General features: G+C 44.8%; 24 protein-coding genes. 1 reads left to right on the top strand and 23 read right to left on the bottom strand.

Annotation, left to right across the window (positions count from 1 at the left end; genetic code table 11):
• Positions 1 to 43: 43 nt before the first annotated feature.
• The 23 genes from atpB to AFK25_RS13950 form a co-directional block, all read right to left on the bottom strand.
• On the bottom strand, positions 44 to 754 hold the full coding sequence (gene atpB, locus AFK25_RS13840) for a F0F1 ATP synthase subunit A (protein ID WP_006319877.1): 711 nt from the start codon (positions 752 to 754) through the stop codon (positions 44 to 46).
• Between the two features lie 6 nt (positions 755 to 760).
• A complete protein-coding gene (locus AFK25_RS13845) occupies positions 761 to 1,138 on the bottom strand; it encodes an ATP synthase subunit I (RefSeq protein ID WP_035064469.1) in 378 nt (125 codons plus the stop codon).
• Positions 1,135 to 1,362: an AtpZ/AtpI family protein gene (locus AFK25_RS13850; RefSeq protein WP_009360965.1), complete on the bottom strand. Its 228-nt coding sequence runs from the start codon at positions 1,360 to 1,362 to the stop codon at positions 1,135 to 1,137. The genes AFK25_RS13845 and AFK25_RS13850 overlap by 4 nt, the downstream gene beginning before the upstream one ends.
• Before the next feature lie 166 nt (positions 1,363 to 1,528).
• Complete coding sequence (gene wecB, locus AFK25_RS13855; RefSeq protein WP_035064466.1) at positions 1,529 to 2,665, bottom strand: non-hydrolyzing UDP-N-acetylglucosamine 2-epimerase; 1,137 nt, start codon at positions 2,663 to 2,665, stop codon at positions 1,529 to 1,531.
• Positions 2,666 to 2,675: 10 nt separating this feature from the next.
• Positions 2,676 to 3,305, bottom strand: coding sequence for a uracil phosphoribosyltransferase (gene upp / locus AFK25_RS13860; RefSeq protein ID WP_035064463.1), 630 nt, complete (start codon positions 3,303 to 3,305; stop codon positions 2,676 to 2,678).
• 98 nt (positions 3,306 to 3,403) lie between these two features.
• Positions 3,404 to 4,639 (bottom strand): serine hydroxymethyltransferase, encoded by a 1,236-nt coding sequence (gene glyA, locus AFK25_RS13865; RefSeq protein ID WP_009360967.1) that lies wholly within the window; start codon positions 4,637 to 4,639, stop codon positions 3,404 to 3,406.
• Positions 4,640 to 4,711: 72 nt separating this feature from the next.
• Complete coding sequence (locus AFK25_RS13870) at positions 4,712 to 5,281, bottom strand: TIGR01440 family protein (protein WP_240483373.1); 570 nt, start codon at positions 5,279 to 5,281, stop codon at positions 4,712 to 4,714.
• Between the two features lie 22 nt (positions 5,282 to 5,303).
• Positions 5,304 to 5,747, bottom strand: a complete 444-nt coding sequence (gene rpiB, locus AFK25_RS13875; RefSeq protein ID WP_006320966.1) for a ribose 5-phosphate isomerase B — start codon at positions 5,745 to 5,747, stop codon at positions 5,304 to 5,306.
• Between the two features lie 87 nt (positions 5,748 to 5,834).
• On the bottom strand, positions 5,835 to 7,127 hold the full coding sequence (locus AFK25_RS13880; protein WP_035064457.1) for a methyl-accepting chemotaxis protein: 1,293 nt from the start codon (positions 7,125 to 7,127) through the stop codon (positions 5,835 to 5,837).
• Between the two features lie 14 nt (positions 7,128 to 7,141).
• Complete coding sequence (locus AFK25_RS13885) at positions 7,142 to 7,576, bottom strand: low molecular weight protein arginine phosphatase (RefSeq protein ID WP_035064455.1); 435 nt, start codon at positions 7,574 to 7,576, stop codon at positions 7,142 to 7,144.
• A 106-nt stretch (positions 7,577 to 7,682) separates the two neighbouring features.
• On the bottom strand, positions 7,683 to 8,228 hold the full coding sequence (locus AFK25_RS13890) for a manganese efflux pump MntP (RefSeq protein ID WP_009360972.1): 546 nt from the start codon (positions 8,226 to 8,228) through the stop codon (positions 7,683 to 7,685).
• Between the two features lie 62 nt (positions 8,229 to 8,290).
• Positions 8,291 to 9,334, bottom strand: a complete 1,044-nt coding sequence (locus AFK25_RS13895) for an L-threonylcarbamoyladenylate synthase (protein ID WP_026011871.1) — start codon at positions 9,332 to 9,334, stop codon at positions 8,291 to 8,293.
• Between the two features lie 167 nt (positions 9,335 to 9,501).
• Positions 9,502 to 10,125 carry a stage II sporulation protein R gene (spoIIR, locus tag AFK25_RS13900; protein ID WP_019418637.1) on the bottom strand — a complete coding sequence of 208 codons (624 nt, stop codon included), beginning with the start codon at positions 10,123 to 10,125 and terminating at the stop codon, positions 9,502 to 9,504.
• Between the two features lie 90 nt (positions 10,126 to 10,215).
• Positions 10,216 to 11,067, bottom strand: a complete 852-nt coding sequence (gene prmC / locus AFK25_RS13905) for a peptide chain release factor N(5)-glutamine methyltransferase (RefSeq protein WP_035064453.1) — start codon at positions 11,065 to 11,067, stop codon at positions 10,216 to 10,218.
• Positions 11,057 to 12,133 (bottom strand): peptide chain release factor 1, encoded by a 1,077-nt coding sequence (gene prfA, locus AFK25_RS13910; RefSeq protein ID WP_006320978.1) that lies wholly within the window; start codon positions 12,131 to 12,133, stop codon positions 11,057 to 11,059. The genes prmC and prfA overlap by 11 nt, the downstream gene beginning before the upstream one ends.
• A gap of 56 nt (positions 12,134 to 12,189) precedes the next feature.
• Positions 12,190 to 12,810, bottom strand: coding sequence for a thymidine kinase (locus tag AFK25_RS13915; RefSeq protein ID WP_019418640.1), 621 nt, complete (start codon positions 12,808 to 12,810; stop codon positions 12,190 to 12,192).
• An 85-nt stretch (positions 12,811 to 12,895) separates the two neighbouring features.
• Positions 12,896 to 13,096, bottom strand: a complete 201-nt coding sequence (gene rpmE, locus AFK25_RS13920) for a 50S ribosomal protein L31 (RefSeq protein ID WP_003397039.1) — start codon at positions 13,094 to 13,096, stop codon at positions 12,896 to 12,898.
• Positions 13,097 to 13,206: 110 nt separating this feature from the next.
• Complete coding sequence (gene rho / locus AFK25_RS13925; RefSeq protein WP_019418641.1) at positions 13,207 to 14,493, bottom strand: transcription termination factor Rho; 1,287 nt, start codon at positions 14,491 to 14,493, stop codon at positions 13,207 to 13,209.
• 169 nt (positions 14,494 to 14,662) lie between these two features.
• Positions 14,663 to 15,625, bottom strand: a complete 963-nt coding sequence (gene glpX / locus AFK25_RS13930; RefSeq protein WP_009360978.1) for a class II fructose-bisphosphatase — start codon at positions 15,623 to 15,625, stop codon at positions 14,663 to 14,665.
• Positions 15,626 to 15,651: 26 nt separating this feature from the next.
• Positions 15,652 to 16,938 carry a UDP-N-acetylglucosamine 1-carboxyvinyltransferase gene (locus tag AFK25_RS13935; RefSeq protein WP_009360979.1) on the bottom strand — a complete coding sequence of 429 codons (1,287 nt, stop codon included), beginning with the start codon at positions 16,936 to 16,938 and terminating at the stop codon, positions 15,652 to 15,654.
• A 57-nt stretch (positions 16,939 to 16,995) separates the two neighbouring features.
• A complete protein-coding gene (gene fsa, locus AFK25_RS13940; RefSeq protein WP_009360980.1) occupies positions 16,996 to 17,643 on the bottom strand; it encodes a fructose-6-phosphate aldolase in 648 nt (215 codons plus the stop codon).
• An 83-nt stretch (positions 17,644 to 17,726) separates the two neighbouring features.
• Positions 17,727 to 18,587: a class II fructose-bisphosphate aldolase gene (locus AFK25_RS13945; RefSeq protein ID WP_009360981.1), complete on the bottom strand. Its 861-nt coding sequence runs from the start codon at positions 18,585 to 18,587 to the stop codon at positions 17,727 to 17,729.
• A gap of 204 nt (positions 18,588 to 18,791) precedes the next feature.
• Positions 18,792 to 19,151 carry a response regulator gene (locus AFK25_RS13950; RefSeq protein ID WP_009360982.1) on the bottom strand — a complete coding sequence of 120 codons (360 nt, stop codon included), beginning with the start codon at positions 19,149 to 19,151 and terminating at the stop codon, positions 18,792 to 18,794.
• A 171-nt stretch (positions 19,152 to 19,322) separates the two neighbouring features.
• On the opposite strand from AFK25_RS13950, the gene AFK25_RS13955 reads away from it, so the two are divergent.
• Positions 19,323 to 19,841, top strand: a complete 519-nt coding sequence (locus tag AFK25_RS13955) for a DUF2529 domain-containing protein (RefSeq protein WP_035064450.1) — start codon at positions 19,323 to 19,325, stop codon at positions 19,839 to 19,841.
• The last annotated feature ends 22 nt before the right edge of the window (positions 19,842 to 19,863 follow it).

Raw genomic sequence — 19,863 nt, forward strand, 5'->3', positions numbered from 1 at the left:
TCCTCCTTCAATTTTTTATGTTGAAATGAATGTGTATTGAAAATTAATGGTCATGACTCACTTTGTGCGCCATATAAACCATTGTTAACATCGTGAAAATAAACGCTTGGATCGCGCCGACGAAAATACTAAATCCTTGCCATGCGATCGTTGGAATGATCGCCGCAATTGTTCCGCCGACTCCTGTCGCTAAACTTCCCGCTAAGAGCGCTAACAAAATTTCACCCGCAAAAATGTTCCCGTATAGACGGAGACCGAGCGTTAATGTATTCGCAAATTCTTCAATAATTTTTAATGGGAACAAAATTGGCATTGGGCTAACGAATCCTTTTGCATATTCTTTAAACCCGTTAAGCTTAATGCCATAGTAATGCGATAACGCGACAACCATCGTCGCCAACGTCAACGTCACGACTGGATCAGCTGTCGGTGATTTCCACCATAGCTTATTGTCGATGACGACTGAAAACGGCAGACCGAGCATGTTCGCTACAAAAATGTACATGATGAGCGTCATGCCGAGCATATGAAAGCGTCCACCTGTTTTCCAATCCATGTTGCTTTTAATAATTCCTTTGACAAAATCCATAACCCATTCAAGAAAATTTTGCATTCCCGTTGGCTTCATCGCTAAGTTGCGCGTGGCTAATACGGCAATGACAAAGACGATGACGGATGTAACCGTAATCATTAATACGTTGGCTAAGTTAAATGTTAAGCCAAACAGCGTGTATAAAGGAGCTTCGTGATGCATCTGTACTCACCTCTCTTCCCCTTTTGTTTTTTGGAAAAAGAAATCTATTATAATGACAATATAAGATGTCATTAATCCCAATACGATCCAGCCGACAGAAAACTGTTCAGGCCAACGAAAAGCAATAAAGACAGCCAACGCAGCAGCAGCCATGCGCGACATCATGCCAAGCGAGCGCGATTTTTGTCCAGACGCAACCGCTTGTCCAAACCGCTCCACTTTCCGCACCATCGTCCAACCGTTATATAGGCTGATAACCGTCCCGAGAAACAAACTTGAAAACGCTTGCTGATAAGGCGTAAATGCCCAACCTAACACGTAAATCGACAGCAAGTATAGTATGTATGATTTGTGACGGCGCCAATGTTGCTGTAACTCGTTCATTTTTCCTCTCCTGAAAAAAATGAGCGAATGAGGCGAATCATCGCATAAACACCAGCCGCTAATCCGAGAAGCAAACCGACAATTAAAAAAAGCGGTTCGGTACCAAAACGCTCGTCGACAAAACGCCCTCCAAAAACCCCAACTAAAACGGAACCGACAAGTTGAGAGGAGATGGCCGTCATCAAACCGATCGCTCGAAACGGATGGCGCTCATGTTGTCGCATACGGAAGCCTCACTTTTCATTTTCAGAATTTACTGTATTTTTAAAAAGGTTATCCTTATCCCTTTGTAAGCATACAATAGTGAAAACACGATGTCAATGTGTTCGGTCACAAAAATAGGGAAAATTTTTGGTAAGAAAAAGGGATGCGTCGTCACATCCCTTTTTCTTATTGAAATGGCGTTGGCGGAACATCGCTTTGTTTAAAATAGTAACGAATCGCTTCGACAATCCGCTTCGATGCCCAACCGTCACCGTACGGATTGGACGCTTTCGCCATTTGCTCGTACGCTTTTTCGTCTGTTAATAGCTCGCTTGCTAGCGCGTAAATCGTTTGTTCATCTGTTCCCGCAAGCTTGAGCGTTCCGGCTTCGATGCCCTCCGGTCGTTCAGTTGTGTCGCGCAAGACGAGTACAGGCACGCCAAGTGAAGGGGCTTCTTCTTGAACACCGCCTGAATCTGTTAAAATGATGTGCGCTCTCGCCGCAAAGTTATGAAAGTCGATGACGTCTAACGGGTCAATTAAATGAATGCGTTCATCGTTTCCTAATATGTCGTTCGCTAACTCGCGCACGACCGGATTTAAATGAACAGGATAAACGACTTGCACGTCATTGTAATTTTCAACGAGCCTTTTCACCGCTCGGAACATGTTTCGCATCGGCTCGCCAAGGTTTTCACGACGATGCGCTGTCAATAAAATCATGCGGCTTCCCGCTACCTTTTCTAAAATCGGATGCGTATAAGTCTCGCGCACCGTTGTTTTTAACGCATCGATCGCTGTGTTGCCTGTAATGAAAATGGCGTGCTCTGGCTTGTTTTCTGCACGTAAATTTTCGGCTGCTTTTGCGGTCGGGGCAAAATGCAAATCAGCTAATACCCCCGTCAATTGTCGATTCATTTCTTCCGGAAATGGCGAATACTTATTCCACGTTCTAAGTCCTGCTTCTACATGTCCGACTGCAATTTGGTTGTAAAACGCTGCCAGACTAGCGACAAATGTCGTTGTCGTGTCGCCATGAACGAGCACGATGTCAGGCTGTACTTTTTTCATGACATCGTCCAAGCCGGCAAGCGCCCTTGTCGTAATATCGACAAGCGTTTGGCGCTCTTTCATAATGTTTAAATCATAATCTGGTTGAATGCCAAAAATATCGAGCACTTGATCAAGCATTTGGCGATGTTGTGCTGTCACAGTCACAATCGATTCAATGTCTTCGTACTTTTGCAACTCTAAAACGAGCGGAGCCATTTTGATCGCTTCCGGTCTCGTCCCGAAAATGGTCATCACTTTTCGTTTATTCATTATACCCACCTTACTTCGTTCCGAATAGACGGTCTCCAGCATCGCCAAGACCTGGCACAATATAGCCGTGATCGTTTAACTTTTCATCTAACGCAGCGATATAAATATCGACGTCCGGATGCGCTTGTTGCACCGCTTCGACTCCTTCTGGCGCAGCAATTAAACACATAAATTTAATGTTTTTTGCGCCACGTTTTTTCAACGCATGAATGGCTTCCGCAGCGGATCCACCTGTCGCAAGCATCGGATCGACGACAATGAAGTCGCGTTCTTCAACATCCGTTGGAAGTTTCACGTAATATTCGACCGGTTTTAACGTTTCCGGATCGCGATATAGACCGATATGTCCAACTTTTGCGGCTGGAATAAGCTTTAAAATCCCGTCAACCATTCCGATTCCTGCACGTAAAATCGGGATGATGCCTAATTTTTTTCCTGCGATCACTTTCGCTTTTGCTTTGCTGACAGGCGTTTCGATTTCAACTTCTTGAAGCGGCAAATCGCGTGTAATTTCAAATGCCATGAGCGTCGCTACTTCTTCGACAAGCTCACGGAACTCTTTTGTTCCTGTATGTTTGTCGCGAATGTATGTAAGCTTATGTTGAATTAACGGATGATCAAATACGTACACTTTACTCATGTCAATCGCTCCTTTTTCATATGCATTCTTGTAAATTTTACATAAAAACAGACGATGATTCAACCGAAGAAAAGGTGCCCCAGTCGGGACACCTGTCGTTATACATACAATGGGAATTTTTCTGTTAATGCTGCAACGCGGCGGCGCGCTTCGTCTAATTTTTGTTCATCGTCTTTATGTTTGAGCGCAATGGAAATGATGCGCGCAATTTCATCCATTTCCTCAAGACCAAAGCCGCGGCTTGTTACGGCCGCTGTACCGATGCGAATACCGCTTGTGACAAACGGGCTTTCTGGATCGTATGGAATCGTATTTTTATTCACGGTGATGCCGATTTCATCGAGCACTTTCTCAGCAACTTTTCCTGTTAATCCGATCGAACGCAAGTCAATTAACAATAGATGGTTGTCCGTTCCGCCAGAAACGAGTGTAAACCCTTCTGCCGTTAACGCTTCTGCTAACCGTTTGGCGTTGTTCACGATGTTTTGCGCATATGTTTTGAAATCATCTTGCAACGCCTCTCCGAGCGCAACAGCTTTGGCAGCGATGACATGCATGAGCGGACCGCCTTGAATGCCTGGGAAAATCGCTTTATCAATTTGTTTTGCAAATTGCTCTTGGCATAAAATCATTCCCCCGCGTGGACCGCGCAACGTTTTATGCGTTGTTGTCGTCACAAAATGAGCATAAGGAACAGGATTTGGATGCAACCCTGCCGCAACAAGCCCAGCGATATGTGCCATATCGACCATGAAATAAGCGCCTACTTCATCGGCAATTTCACGAAACTTCGCAAAGTCAATCGTGCGAGGATATGCGCTTGCCCCAGCAACGATTAATTTCGGTTTATGTTTTAATGCTTTTTCACGAACGTCATCGTAGTTAATACGGTGCGTTTCTGGATCGACGCCATACTCAATAAAATTGTATTGTATGCCGCTAAAGTTAACCGGGCTACCGTGCGTCAAATGCCCTCCGTGTGATAAGTTCATGCCAAGTACAGTATCACCGTGCTCTAAAATGGTAAAATATACAGCCATGTTCGCTTGCGCTCCTGAGTGCGGCTGAACATTTGCATGCTCGGCTCCGAACAATTGTTTTGCACGCTCACGCGCAAGCTCTTCAACGACGTCAACATGTTCACAACCACCGTAATAGCGACGTCCCGGATATCCTTCTGCATACTTGTTCGTTAATACCGACCCTTGCGCTTCCATGACCGCTTCGCTAACGAAGTTTTCTGATGCAATTAATTCAATTTTCGTTTGTTGTCGTTTTAATTCATCTTGAATAGCTTGAAATACTTGCGGATCTTGCTGTGACAAGCGACTCATTGACAATCCTCCCCTAAAGTGTGAATATTCTTTTTTATCTTAACACATTTTCAAATGAAAAAGTGAACAAATTTAACCGATTGAACATGATTTGTTCGCCTTTTCTTGCGAATACACGGCGCGCTCGCCCCCGATCAGTTTCGGTCGTGTTTTCGCAAATGTGAGCACCGCATGTCCAATTTGTTTGATCGATGTTCGCACAGGAACAGCGACGTGCTTTAAATGCATGCCAATTAATGTAGCCCCGATGTCGATGCCTGCATCTGCCCGAATATGTTCAACAACGACAGGATCGCGAAATTGGGTATATGCATATGCCGCCATCGCTCCACCAGCGTGGCGAACCGGAATGACCGTCACGATTTCAAGCTGCTTTGTCACAGCTGTTTGTCGTTCCACAACTAATGCGCGGTTTAAATGTTCACAACATTGAAACGCAAGCTGTACCCCCGTTTCGTCGTGCCACCGTTTTAGTTCTTGAAATAACATGGCCGCCACGTCCATCGTTCCTGCCGTCCCAATTTTTTCCCCAATGACTTCACTTGTGCTACATCCAATGACGACAACATCTTTATCCGTTAGCGGCACTTGTGCACGAAACTCAGCTAGCGCCGTTTGCCATTCATTGCGCCATCGTTCCATGTCCGTCACGCTACTCCCACCTTTATTGCTCGTTTTCATAAGCAGAAATTTTTTGAATGCGCTTTTCGTGACGGCCTCCTTCAAACGGAGTCGTCAACCATACTTTCGCAATTTCTCGTGCCAATCCTGGTCCGATGACGCGCTCTCCCATCGCTAATATATTGCTGTCGTTATGTTCGCGCGTCGCTTTTGCACTAAATACGTCATGAACGAGGGCGCAACGAATTCCTTTCACTTTGTTTGCTGCGATGCTCATGCCGATTCCTGTTCCGCAAATTAAAATCCCGCGGTCAAATTCGCCGCTCGCCACTTTTTGCGCAACTGGCAGAGCATAATCTGGATAATCGACCGATGTTTCACACTCACACCCAAAGTCTGTATATTCGATACCCATTTCATCCATTAGTTTTTTGATTTCCTCACGAATTCGAATGCCACCATGGTCTGATGCAATGGCTACTTTCACGTTTGAACCCCTCCTTATCGTTATAAAGAAAAAGCCGTCTCTTTTCATTTTAACGGGTCGAGACGGTCTTTTCATCATTTATTATGCTTACAAACGAAAACGGGCAATCGTTTGTTTTAATTTTTCTGCTTGTTCTCCAAGTTCTGTCGCTAGCTCGCGCATGCTTTCAATGACCGCTGTTTGTTCTTGTGTCGCTGCTGTCACTTCTTCAGCACCGGCCGACGTTTGTTCGGCAATCGCCGCAACTTCTTGTGATTGAACAGATGTTTGTTGAATGTATTTCATTTGTTCATCGACAAGTTGGGCGATTTGTTTCACCGCATCTGCCACTTCATGAATCGATGCGCTCATATGCGAAATTGCTTCGTTTGTTTCATTTCCTTTTTTCGCTTCGTCATTCGCTTTTTTCACTTGCTCTGTAATTTGATTGACGACGTTTCCTACTTCATGTTGGATGTTTTGCACAAGCTCAGAAATACCTTGTACTGCTTTGGCGCTTTCATCTGCCAACTTTCTTACTTCTTCCGCAACGACAGCAAAACCTTTCCCGTGTTCACCAGCACGCGCCGCCTCAATCGAAGCATTGAGCGCGAGTAAATTCGTCTGTCCTGCAATATCTCCAACGAGCGAAATAATTTGCCCGACTTCTTTCGCATGATCTTCTAAACGCCGCACAACATGTAATGACGCTTCGTTGTTTTTCGCTAATTGTTGAATACCTGCAATGAGTGAACCGATGACGCGACGGCTTTGTTCAAGCGTTTCGACCATATCAGTCGATAGCTTTTCAGACTGCATCGCTTTTTGTTGTACATTCCCTGCGATCGCTAACACATCTTCCACCGCTTCTGCCGTCGTCTGCATCGCAACGGCTGAGTTGTCCGCCCCTTTTGAAATTTCATCAATCGTGCGCGCAATGTTTTCCGCTTGTTCCGCAGCCACGCGAGACACGTTTGTCATCTCTACTACTTTTTCATTCGTATGCGCAAAATTTTGTTGAATGTTGCGCACCATGTCACGCAAGCTTCGCAACATATCGTTAAACGCGAGCGCAAGCGCACGAATTTCATCATCGGATTTTGGCACAGGCACATCTTGTCCGATTTCACCTTCCGCCGCTTTTAACGCTGCTTGCTCTAGTTGAGAAAGCGGTTTCGTAATGACACGCGCCGCAAAATATGCTAAGACACCAGACCAAAAAATACCGAGAAGCAACGTCAAAATTGTAAACGTATTTTTACTAAACGGAAGCCATTGTTTTACATAGTCGTAAAGCACATAAATGTAAAAAGCGCTCGTTGAATACGTAATGATTGCTAATACAGTTGTAAAAATGGCTAGCTTTTTTTGTAAGCTAAATGTGTATTTTCCCCCCATCATACATCCCCCTTGCTTTATAGCTTTTCATGTAGCTTTTCGATTGCTTGTTCGAGCTCATCGCGCGTTTGACGATACACGTCAATGGAGCCACCAAACGGATCGACGACATCTTTATCGACCCCAAGAAATTCGTGTAACGTAAACGTTTTTCCTTCTGCCTCTGGGAAACGCGCTAACACATGTTGTTTATGACTTTCGGTCATCGTCAACACGTACGTCGCCCAATCAATATGTTCTTTCGATAATAACGTCGCACGATGGTCGATATGGATTCCTTTTTCAGCGAGCGCAGCTTTCGCATGTTGTGAAGCGTCACTTCCATCAAACGCAAATATGCCGGCTGATCTCACTTGCACATGCGGCAATTGTTTATGCTTTAGCAACGCTTCTGCCATCGGACTGCGGCACGTATTTCCTGTGCATACAAACAAAACGTTCGTTTGATTCACTTATTCACACCTCGCATCATTCCCACATGTTTACTATTATTATAAAGCAAACGGTTGGACAAAATATAGAGCGAAAAAAAGAAAAAAGAACTGGAAACGCTCCAGCTCATAGCGGAAATAAAAGTTTGCATGCAAACAAAAGCAAAATGGCGCCACCGAGCGCCTCGCTATATGTACCTAAACAACGTTGAAAACGCCGCCCAAGAAGCAGCCCAATCCATGTCAACACCATGCTCGTAACCCCAAACGCCATGACCGCTAATACGATCTCTACTCCGTAAATCCCTAAACTGAGTCCGACAGAAAAACTGTCGAGGCTGACGCTAAATGCAAATAAAAACAAACCGATGCCAACAGGCCTCAGCCAACGTTCTTGTTCATGACGAAACGAAGCGATGACCATTTGCACACCGAGAATAAACAACAATCCCCCACCGATATACGTCGCCATATGACCGAGCTGGACAGATAATAGCTGCCCAATCATCATGCCTGCTAAAGGCATGACGATATGAAAGAAACCGACCGTTAATCCAATATAGGCAATTTGTTTCAAACGAAGCCGAAGCAACCCCATGCCGAGGCTGACTGAAAATGCATCCATTCCTAACGCAAATGCCATCATCGCCAATGTGATCATTTCCCCAATCATACGAATGCCCCCTTAGGACGTGCCTTCACGTTAACATATGCACACCCTAAGGAGTTTAGACATCATTTTTCCATGATTTGTTCATGACCTGCTGCTTTTAATAAACGGTTCATAATGGCTACACCCATCCCCTCATTCGGGAAAGACTCGCTATAAATGATATCCACATTCGTTTCATCAAACGCTCGCAGTACATCATATAAATGTTGAGCAACCGTCCGTAAATCGCTCCGTCGTCCACAAGGAATGACAACGTCAGCTTCATATGTGTGACGACGTTCTTCTGTCGTCAACACTCCTACTCTTAAGCCGTTGGCGCGCTTTTCATTCACAAGTTGTTGCAAAAAGGTCGAAGAACCGTTGACGACAATTAACGGCGCTTTGGGAGCATAATGTGTATATTTCATTCCCGGAGATTTCGGCACCGCTCCTTTTTCCACAAGCGCACGATCGATATCCACAACACCGATCACTTGTTCAATGTCCTCTTTCGTTACGCCACCCGGTCGTAAAATCGTCGGAATTGCTGTCGTGCAGTCAATAACCGTCGATTCCACCCCGACGCCTGTTGCCCCTCCATCGACAATGGCCGCAATGCGTCCATCTAAATCATCTAGCACATGTTTAGCCGTCGTCGGACTTGGTCTTCCGGAACGATTCGCACTTGGCGCAGCAATAGGCAGACCGCTTGCCTGAATGAGTGCAAGGGCAATCGGATGATTCGGCATGCGAACGGCTACCGTGTTCAACCCTGCCGTCACACGCGGAGACACGGCTTCTTTTTTTGGAAGAATAAGCGTCAACGGTCCAGGCCAAAAATGGTCCATCAATGTGTGTGCGACAGGGGGAATGTCGCAGGCAATATCGTGCAATTGCTCCTTTGTCGCAATGTGGACAATCAGTGGATTATCGCTTGGTCTTCCTTTGGCGACAAAAATGTTTTCCACAGCAGCCGTGGACATCGCGTTCGCACCAAGACCATACACCGTTTCTGTCGGAAAAGCGACAAGCTCCCCTCGCTGTAAATACGAAGCGGCTTGCAAAATGTGTGGATAAGTATTTAAATCATCCACATTTTTATCCACAAAAAACACCTGTGTCTTCAACGTTTTCACCTCATAAATATTCAAATCGCTTGCTTTTTTATCAACATTTCACACGCATTTTACAACTTTTTTCTTCCATGAGTATAAAAGATTCACACAAACCAAACAACAATTGTCCACAAATTGTGAATAAGTTCCTCATTTTTGTTGATAATTTTGTGGATATGTTATTGAATAAGCTTCTTCCATACTTCCGCCACGAAAAATTTCACTTCTACTTGCTGCTCGTCTTCCACAACAAGCGGTTGTTCATCCATTCGTTCTTGTTGCTCTATTTGCTTTTCCACAGGACGAACAGCTTCACCTGTGGAAAAGTCGAGGAAACAGAGCGGCGGAAACAAGACGCACCACCAGTTTGCTCCTTCCCCTTTACCGAGCGTAATTAATACAGCATCATACTCACCTGCTGGATATATATATGATCCGTATATTTTCGTCGGAAATGACACGCGTCCAAACGTCACGTTGTACGTCTGATCGCTCTTCTTCTCATGAAGAACGCGAGCGACCGTTTGTTCAATGTCTGGCACATGTTGGGCAATGACTTGTTTCGCCTCTTCAAATGACGTTAAGTCGCTAACCCATGTTGTTATTTGTTCATTTACTGCGTCGCGAACCGCGCGTTTTAACGCTTGATCCTCTCGTGAGTCGCTATTTGCTAAAATGCGCAACCGTACCGCTTCGTTTGGAATGACAACATCGCTTTGTGCCTCTGTTTGTTGCCCATATATCGTGACAATGCCCCCAATCATCACGATTGTCATATATAAAATGATAACGTATTTGTTCATCGTTTACCTCCCCTTTCTTGTTATGCAGTGTAACCAGAAAGAGAAGTTGATAAACTATCAAAATGAAAAAATATAAAAAAGCTTCCGATGTTACTCGGAAGCGAGATCGGCGATGACGATGCGCTCTTTGCCGTTTATATCAAACAGAACGTCAATGCGCGCCGAAGGAAATGCTTGTTGCAACATCGTTTCCACCGCTTGCCCTTGTCCGTGACCGATTTCAAACGCAATAAGCGCCTGCGGGGTAACGACATGCGGCAGTTCGTTCGCTAAACGACGATAAAATAACAACCCATCTTCGCCACCGACGAGCGCTCGAAGCGGCTCTTTTTGCACGATAGGCGATAACGTCGGAATGTTGTGCGCTGGAATGTATGGCGGATTAGAAACGACAACATCTACTTGTATGCCACGGTCGATGATCGGTTGCAGTAAATCCCCTTCTAACCAATGAACGCAAGCGCCAAGCTGATCGGCATTTCGCTTCGCCACTTCAAGCGATGAAGCCGCAATATCCACGCCGTACACATGCCACGTTGGTCGCTCTAACGACAACGTCACTGCAATCGCTCCGCTGCCTGTTCCGACATCAACAACGGAAAGCGGCTTTTCAGTTGTTCGGGCAAGCACATGAGAAACAAGCTCTTCTGTTTCTGGGCGCGGAATTAATACGTGTTCATTGACGATAAACGTCCGTCCGTAAAACTGTTCATATCCGATTAAATATTGAATTGGGATATGCTCTAGCGCATGTTTTTTTACATCCGCCATAAATGTTTGTTTGCATGTTTCATCGATCGGATCGCGCAAATTAGCGAATAGTTGCGCACGCGTCATTTGTAAATGATGACGCAATAACCATTCCGCAGCCGTTTCTTCCTTTCCATGCTCTCGGAAAAAAGAAGAAGCCCATTGGAGGACTTCATATATTTTACTGCTCATTGTTCGCTTGCTCCAATTTTTTCGATTGATCGTCTAAAATGAGCGCATCGATAATTTCATCCAATTTTCCTTCTAACACTTGATCAAGTTTTTGAATCGTCAATCCGATCCGATGATCGGTGACGCGATTTTGAGGAAAGTTGTACGTGCGAATCCGCTCGGAACGATCGCCTGTTCCGACCGCTTGTTTCCGCGTTTGATCGTATTCTGCACGCGCTTCTTGTTGATATTTATCGTAAATGCGCGCACGCAATACTTTCATCGCTTTTTCTTTATTTTTAATTTGCGATTTTTCATCTTGGCAAGACACGACAATGCCTGTTGGAATGTGGGTTAAACGAACAGCTGACATCGTCGTATTGACGCTTTGCCCGCCCGGACCGCTCGATGCAAACGTATCAACACGAATATCTTTTTCGTTAATTTCAATTTCGATTTCTTCCATCTCCGGCAAGCAAGCGACTGTCGCCGTTGACGTATGAATGCGTCCGCCTGATTCTGTCTCTGGTACACGCTGCACACGATGGGCACCGTTTTCAAATTTTAATTTCGAATATGCCCCTTTTCCTTGAATCATGAAAATAATTTCTTTATAGCCGCCAAGTCCTGTCGGGTGTGCTTCAATCACTTCTGTTTTCCATCCTTGCGACTCGGCATAGCGCGTATACATGCGATATAAATCGCCTGCAAAAAGCGCCGCTTCCTCTCCACCTGCCGCTCCGCGAATTTCCATAATGACGTTTTTATCGTCATTCGGATCTTTTGGAAGCAACAATACTTTTAACTTTTCAACAAGCTGTTCTTCGCGCTCTTCTAGTTCACTAATTTCTTCTTTCACCATGTCGCGCATATCCGGATCAAGCTTTTCTTCAAGCATCGCTTTCGCATCCGCCAACTGCTCGCGCACCGATTTATATTCGCGATACGTTTGTACCGTCTCCGCTAAATCGGACTGTTCTTTTGAATAATCACGCAATTTTTTCGGGTCATTTAATACTTCTGGATCCATTAATAGCTCATTTAATTTTTCATAACGGGCTTCTACCGCCTGTAAACGATCGAACATTTTTCTCACCTCGACTTTTCATTATATCATAAACAACTATATGAAAAAACTCGCCCTTATGGACGAGTGGCCGTTTCTTTACATGTTTTATTTTTCTTTGGATGATCAGGCACTTCATGATGATGGCGGCATCGTGGTTCGTACGATTCACTGGCTCCGATTAAAATGACGGGATCGTGGTAAGATGCTGGACGCCCATTAATGAGCCGCTGTGTGCGCGATGCAGGGGAACCGCAAACGGTACAAACAGCTTGTAGCTTTGTCACCGATTCAGCGATAGACATTAACGTCGGGACAGGGCCGAACGGTTCGCCGCGAAAATCTTGATCTAACCCAGCGACGATGACACGGTATCCTTCATCGGCGAGCTGTTGAACAACATCAACGACATGTTCGTCAAAAAATTGCACTTCATCGATTGCCACAACATCCGTATGTGTGGAGATGTGCTTTCGAATGTCTAGCGCACAAGAAACAGGGATGGCGATAACAGATGTTCCATTATGAGAAACGACTGCTTCTTCGCTATATCGATTATCGATCGCTGGCTTAAACACTTTCACTTCTTGTTTCGCAAACTGCGCGCGTCGTACGCGACGAATGAGCTCCTCCGATTTTCCGGAAAACATGCTCCCGCAAATGACTTCTAGCCAGCCGGATTGCTTCATGACATACATCAGGGCGACCCCTTTCTTTCAAACTTTCACGAAAAAAACAGGCAAGTGAAAAGAAGTTCGCTTGCCTGTTTTCATAACATACGGATTACTTAAGGCCGTATTTTTTGTTAAATTTATCAACACGTCCTGCAGCAGAAGCGAATTTTTGACGTCCTGTATAGAATGGGTGGCACGCTGAGCAAATTTCTACGCGCACTTCGTCTTTTACAGAACCGCTCTCAAACTCGTTTCCACACGCGCATTTAACCATCACTTTTTTATAGTTTGGATGGATTCCTGCTTTCATCTCATTTCATCTCCTTCCGCCCTGAATCTTTTCGAAACAGAGTTTATATGCAATGAAAAACACACATGATAAAATTATAACAACCGTATCGCTGTTTTGCAACTATCCATTTATAACCGTTTTAAATTTCCGGCTGCTTTCCACTCTTCATCTAACATCGCAAAAAACTCTTCGTTCGTTTTCGTTTGCTTTAATCGATGAATAAATCGCTCAATAAAGTCTGGCGTATCTGACATCGTTTTACGAATGGCCCACAATTTTTCTAAATGTTCTTTTGGAATTAATAATTCTTCTTTTCGCGTGCCCGAACGACGAATGTCGATGGCAGGGAAAATTCGTTTTTCCGCTAATGAGCGATCGAGATGAAGCTCCATATTTCCTGTTCCTTTAAATTCTTCGTAAATGACATCGTCCATGCGCGAACCTGTATCGACAAGAGCAGTCGCTAAAATCGTTAAGCTGCCCCCTTCTTCGATGTTTCGCGCCGCTCCAAAAAACCGTTTCGGACGGTGGAATGCGGCCGGGTCAATTCCTCCCGATAACGTGCGTCCGCTTGGAGGAATGACTAAGTTGTATGCGCGCGCTAAACGCGTAATACTATCCATTAAGATAACGACATCACGCTTATGTTCAACGAGGCGCATCGCACGTTCAAGCACAAGCTCCGCCACTTTAATATGGTTTTCTGGCACTTCATCAAACGTCGAGCTGACGACATCCGCCGATACAGAACGTTCAATATCCGTCACTTCTTCTGGACGCTCATCAATAAGCAAAACGATGAGTTCAACATCTGGGTGATTTGTTGTAATGCTGTTGGCAATTTCTTTTAACAACATCGTTTTTCCCGCTTTCGGAGGCGCGACAATTAAACCGCGCTGGCCAAATCCGATCGGAGCAATCAAATCAATGAGGCGAGTAGATAGCTTGTCTGGTGTCGTCTCTAGCTTCATTTGTCGGTTCGGATAAAGCGGTGTTAGCGCCGGGAAGTGAACGCGTTCTTTCGCAATTTCTGGGTCTTCACCGTTTACTGCCTCGACGTGCAGCAAGCCGAAATACCGTTCATTTTCTTTTGGCGGGCGCACTTTTCCTGATACTTTATCACCGTTGCGCAAATCAAAGCGACGAATTTGCGATGCGGAAATATAAATATCTTCCGAACTAGGGGAATAGTTAATTGGACGCAAAAAGCCAAATCCTTCTGATTGAATAATTTCAAGCACGCCTTCCATGAAAAAGAGGCCGTCTTGTTCAGCGCGCGCTTTTAAAATGGCAAAAATCAATTCTTTCTTTGTCAGTTTACTGTAATATGAAATTTTGTATTGACGAGCTAATTCATATAGCTCTTTAATGGTCATATTTTCTAGCGTTGCAATCGTTAAATCTCCTAACTCCATACTTACACCACTCTTTTATTTAATTTTCATGAATTGCTCTTTTGGATGGAAACAGCGAAGATGAAAAGATGATTACGAGAAGAAACGTAACATGACTATTTTACCCTTTTTTTATATTGTCAATCAATAGAAAAAGAGCGAGAGCGCGAAAAGTTCGCGCATCTCGCGATTATTTGATGACGAGGTTCGGCTTTTTCCTTAAGCTATGGCGCCCTTCAATGAAACGAACGGTGCCTGATTTCGCACGCATGACAACAGAGTGCGTCTCGCCGTATGTTCCTTTAAATTGCACACCGCGCAACAATTCTCCGTCCGTTACACCTGTTGCGGCAAAAATGGCATCGTCCCCTTTTACGAGATCTTCCATGCGCAATACACGGTTTACATCTAACCCCATTTTTTTGCATCGCTCTAGTTCGGCATCGTTTTGTGGCAATAGCTTCCCTTGTATTTCCCCGCCGAGACATTTGAGCGCCACAGCCGCTAACACCCCTTCTGGAGCGCCTCCTGACCCAAATAAAATGTCTACACCTGTATGATCAAATGCTGTATTAATTGCGGCAGCGACGTCACCGTCATTAATGAGCTTAATGCGCGCGCCTGCTTCACGCAACTCCGCAATGATGCGCTCGTGGCGCGGACGATTTAAAATGATCGCCACAACGTCTTCAATATCTTTATTTTTCGCTTTGGCAACCGCTTTTAAATTATCGATAATTGGAGCGTTAATGTCGATCATGCCGACCGCTTCTGGCCCAACCGCAATTTTGTCCATGTACATATCTGGCGCATGAAGCAAATTGCCATGATCCGCCACAGCGACGACCGCTAACGCGTTCCACCCGCCAGAAGCGACAATGTTCGTTCCTTCAAGCGGATCAACCGCCACATCAACGCGCGGACCGTACCCGTTGCCAAGCTTTTCCCCAATATATAGCATCGGTGCTTCGTCCATTTCCCCTTCACCGATGACGACCGTTCCTTTCATCGGAATCGTATCAAATACGTCGCGCATCGCAGACGTGGCAGCTTCATCTGCTTCGTCTTTTTTCCCACGCCCCATCCAGCGGGCTGCAGCTAATGCAGCAGCTTCTGTGACACGGACAAGCTCCATCGATAAACTTCTTTCCATCGTTTCTCCCTCTCCCCTTTGGTGCATTATGTGTTCTTCAGTTGCTCGATTTCTTGTTCTGTCATTTGTTCGCGCCAAACGGTAGCGCCAAGGTTGACAAGTTTGTCAACTAAGTTGCTGTAGCCGCGATCAATATGTTCTAATCCTGTAATTTCTGTAACCCCTTCGGCCATTAATCCGGCGACGACAAGCGCAGCACCCGCACGCAAATCGGTTGCGCGCACTTTTGCTCCTTGTAGTCGTGATGGACCTGTAATAATGGCTGACCGTCCTTCGACTTTCACATTGGCGTTCATGCGCCGCAATTCATCAATATGTTTAAATCGGGCACTATAAATCGTATCTGTCACAATGCTCGTCCCAGACGCTTTCGTTAATAGTGAAGTGAATGGCTGTTGTAAATCGGTCGGAAAGCCAGGGTAAACGAGCGTTTTAATATCGACGGCACGAAGATGATCTTTCGTCGCAATAAAAATTTGGTCATCGCTCGTTTCAACAACAACACCCATTTCTCGCATTTTTGCAATGACTGCTTCTAAATGTTGCGGAATGACGTTGTCAATAATCATTTCTTTCCCCATGGCCGCACCGATAATCATATACGTTCCTGCTTCAATGCGATCCGGAATAATGGAATGGCGGCAACCGTGCAACTGTTCTACACCGTCAATGCGAATGACGTCTGTTCCCGCTCCTTTAATGCGTGCCCCCATGTTCGTCAACAGCGTCGCAACGTCAATAATTTCCGGCTCTTTTGCCGCGTTTTCAATAATTGTTCTTCCTTTTGCTAAGACGGCGGCTAACATAATGTTAATCGTCGCTCCAACGCTGACAACGTCCAAATAAATGCGCGCTCCACGAAGCTCTTCCGCCCGTAAATAAATCGCTCCTTGCTCGTTAGTCACTTTCGCGCCAAGCGCCTCAAATCCTTTAATGTGCTGATCAATGGGGCGCGGTCCTAAATGGCAACCGCCCGGAAGTCCGATGACCGCTTTTTTAAAACGTCCAAGCATCGCGCCCATCAAGTAATATGAAGCGCGCAATTTTTTTACTTTTCCGTTCGGCAAAGGCATGGAAACGATATGCGACGGGTCAATGACGACTTCGTTTTCATCAAAATGAAATGTACCGCCAATTTCTTCAATTAATTGTCCTAACACATGAACGTCTGAAATGTTCGGCAACCCTTCAATGACTACAGGTGAGTTGGCTAAAATAGCGGCTGGAATGAGCGCGACGGCGCTATTTTTCGCTCCACTAATGCGCACGGAGCCTTGAAGGAGGTCACCGCCGACAATTTTTAACTTTTCCATATGTGTCTCCCTTCTCGCAAAGCAAGTCCTAGAACGCGACGGAAAACTGCTCAATCATTATTTTTGGTTTGCTTTATTCCAGTCTGCTAAAAACTTTTCGATGCCTTGATCTGTAAGCGGATGTTTAAATAGTTGCATAAGTACGTTGTAAGGTACTGTCGCAATATGTGCACCTTTTAATGCTGCCTCTGTCACATGTTGTGGATGACGGATCGATGCCGCGATAATTTCTGTATCAATGTCGTGAATGGCAAAAATGTTCGCAATCGTTTCAATTAACTCTAAGCCGTTATGACCGATATCATCTAAACGACCTAAAAACGGCGATACGTATGTCGCACCAGCACGCGCCGCTAGCAACGCTTGATTCGCACTAAAAATGAGCGTGACATTTGTTTTAATTCCTTTTTCGCTAAATACTTTTACCGCCTTTAACCCTTCTGGCGTCATCGGCACTTTAATCGTAATGTTCGGTGCGATTTTCGCTAATTCTTCCCCTTCTGCAATCATTCCTTCTGCATCCGTTGCGATCACTTCCGCACTAACGGAACCGGAAACGAGAGAAGTAATTTCACGAAGACGATCGTGGAACGACACGTTTTCTTTTGCGACGAGGCTTGGGTTTGTTGTTACTCCCGCTAAAATGCCTAGTTCATGAGCGTGGCGAATTTCATCAATATTTGCCGTGTCAATAAAAAATTTCATAATTTTCAACCTCCTAAACGCTTTCAAAAATGGAATGAAACAAAACCGCCCGCTTCAGCAAGGCTGAAACGGTGCGGCTTGTATTACAACGCTTTGCCGGAAGAACCGAATTCGCGCATTTTGCCGATGACTGTTTCTTTAATCGCATCGCGGCCAGGGCCGAGGAATTTGCGTGGATCGTACACTTTTTCATCTTTCGCTAACACTTCGCGCACAACTTTTGTAAACGCCATTTGGTTTTCTGTATTTACGTTAATTTTAGATGTACCAAGTGAAATGGCACGTTGAATTTGTTCTGTTGGGATACCTGTTCCACCGTGTAAAACGAGCGGTACACCTGTACGATCGCGAATTTCTTCCATCTCTTTAAATCCTAATTTTGGCTCTCCTTTGTATGGACCGTGTACAGAACCGAGCGCTGGCGCTAAACAGTCAATGCCTGTGCGCTTCACAAGTTCTTCGCACTCATCTGGATTTGCATAAATAATTCCTTCTGCAACAACGTCATCTTCTTGTCCGCCGACTGTTCCTAACTCAGCTTCAACAGATACACCACGCGCATGAGCGTACTCAACAACTTTTGATGTAATTTCAACGTTTTCTTCAAACGGATGATGTGATGCATCGATCATAACGGATGTAAATCCAGCGTCAATCGCTGCTTTACATTTTTCAAAGCTTGAACCATGGTCAAGGTGAATAGCGACAGGAACAGTAATGTTCATGTCTTCCATTAATCCTTTCACCATGTTCACAACCGTTTTAAAGCCGCCCATGTAGCGAGCTGCTCCTTCAGACACACCAAGGATCACAGGGGATTTTTCTTCTTCCGCTGCTGCTAAAATCGCTTGTGTCCATTCTAAGTTGTTAATATTGAATTGACCGACCGCATACTTGCCCGCCAATGCTTGTTTAAGCATTTCCGTCATTGAAACTAAAGGCATCGCTAAATCCTCCTTAAATGTAGCCATTATTCACTATCCGAAAGCGCCTCTCACATGTACAATGACCAAAATACGACAAATTTATACAAGACGACATCGAATAGTATGTACATTATAAGAATAACAAACTTTGTTTCCACACATCAACCTTATTCACCGAAACGAACAAAACTTTGTGAAAAAAGTTCAAAAAGCTGTCAACGGTTAACCGATATATTTTTTCACTGCATCACGCATATCGTCTATGTCAAAAGGTTTCGCAAAATGGGTCAGCGCACCGAGCTTTTTCGTTTCATGAATCATATCGAGTTCGCCGTAAGCCGTCATCACGATGACTTTTACATGCTCATTCATTTCTTTCATCTTCTTTAAAATTTCTACCCCGTCCATGCCTGGAATTTTCATATCTAACAACACTAAATCCGGGGAGTGCTTCGCAAACAAATCGAGCGCTTGAACACCGTTTGCCGCCTGATACGTTTCATATCCTTCTTTTTGAAACACTTCGTTTAATAAAATGCGAATGCCAAACTGGTCGTCCACAATCAAAATCTTCCCCGCCATATAAACACCTCTTATTTTCTCTTTTTCATATGTAAAACTCCTATTTTTATTATCGTATCATTATTTCAAAATTTTTACCATTTATCCTGCTTTATGTTCTAATTTTGATCATTTTTTTATTTTTTAATATAATGAGCAAAAAGCGAAAGTCGCATAAAAAGGAGATGGATTATGTTAAAAATATTATCGACGCAGCTTGCAGGTGTGTTTCAGCGAATAAGTGCGCAAGAAGAAGAGCAGTTTGAAGATGCTGCCCGTTTATTTGCCCAAGCGATCATTAGCGACGGCACCATTTTTGTTTACGGCATGGACGAAATGGAGGCTGTCGTCGCTGAAGCGCTGCACGGAGCTGAAAAATTGCCGAACGTTAAACCGCTAAACATGAACGAAGTAACGACCGCTGACCGCGTGCTCATCGTTTCGCGCTTTTGCACAGATGAAGAAGCGATTCGCATCGCAAAACAGCTTCACGAACAAAACATATGGACGATCGGTATGTCATCTATCGCAGAGAGTTCGAAACCGTCGCTCGTTGATTACGTCGATATACATATTGATTTATGTTTGAAACAGCCGCTCGTTCCAACAGAAGATGGCTCACGGATCGGCTTCCCTTCCGCTGTCGTTGCTTTGTTCGCTTATCATAGTTTAGTGCTGATGACAAAAGAAATTGTTGCCGAATATGAATAAGAGGATGCCCATAGCGGACATC

Origin of the sequence: Anoxybacillus gonensis, from assembly GCF_001187595.1 — a bacterium.
GTDB lineage: Bacteria > Bacillota > Bacilli > Bacillales > Anoxybacillaceae > Anoxybacillus > Anoxybacillus gonensis.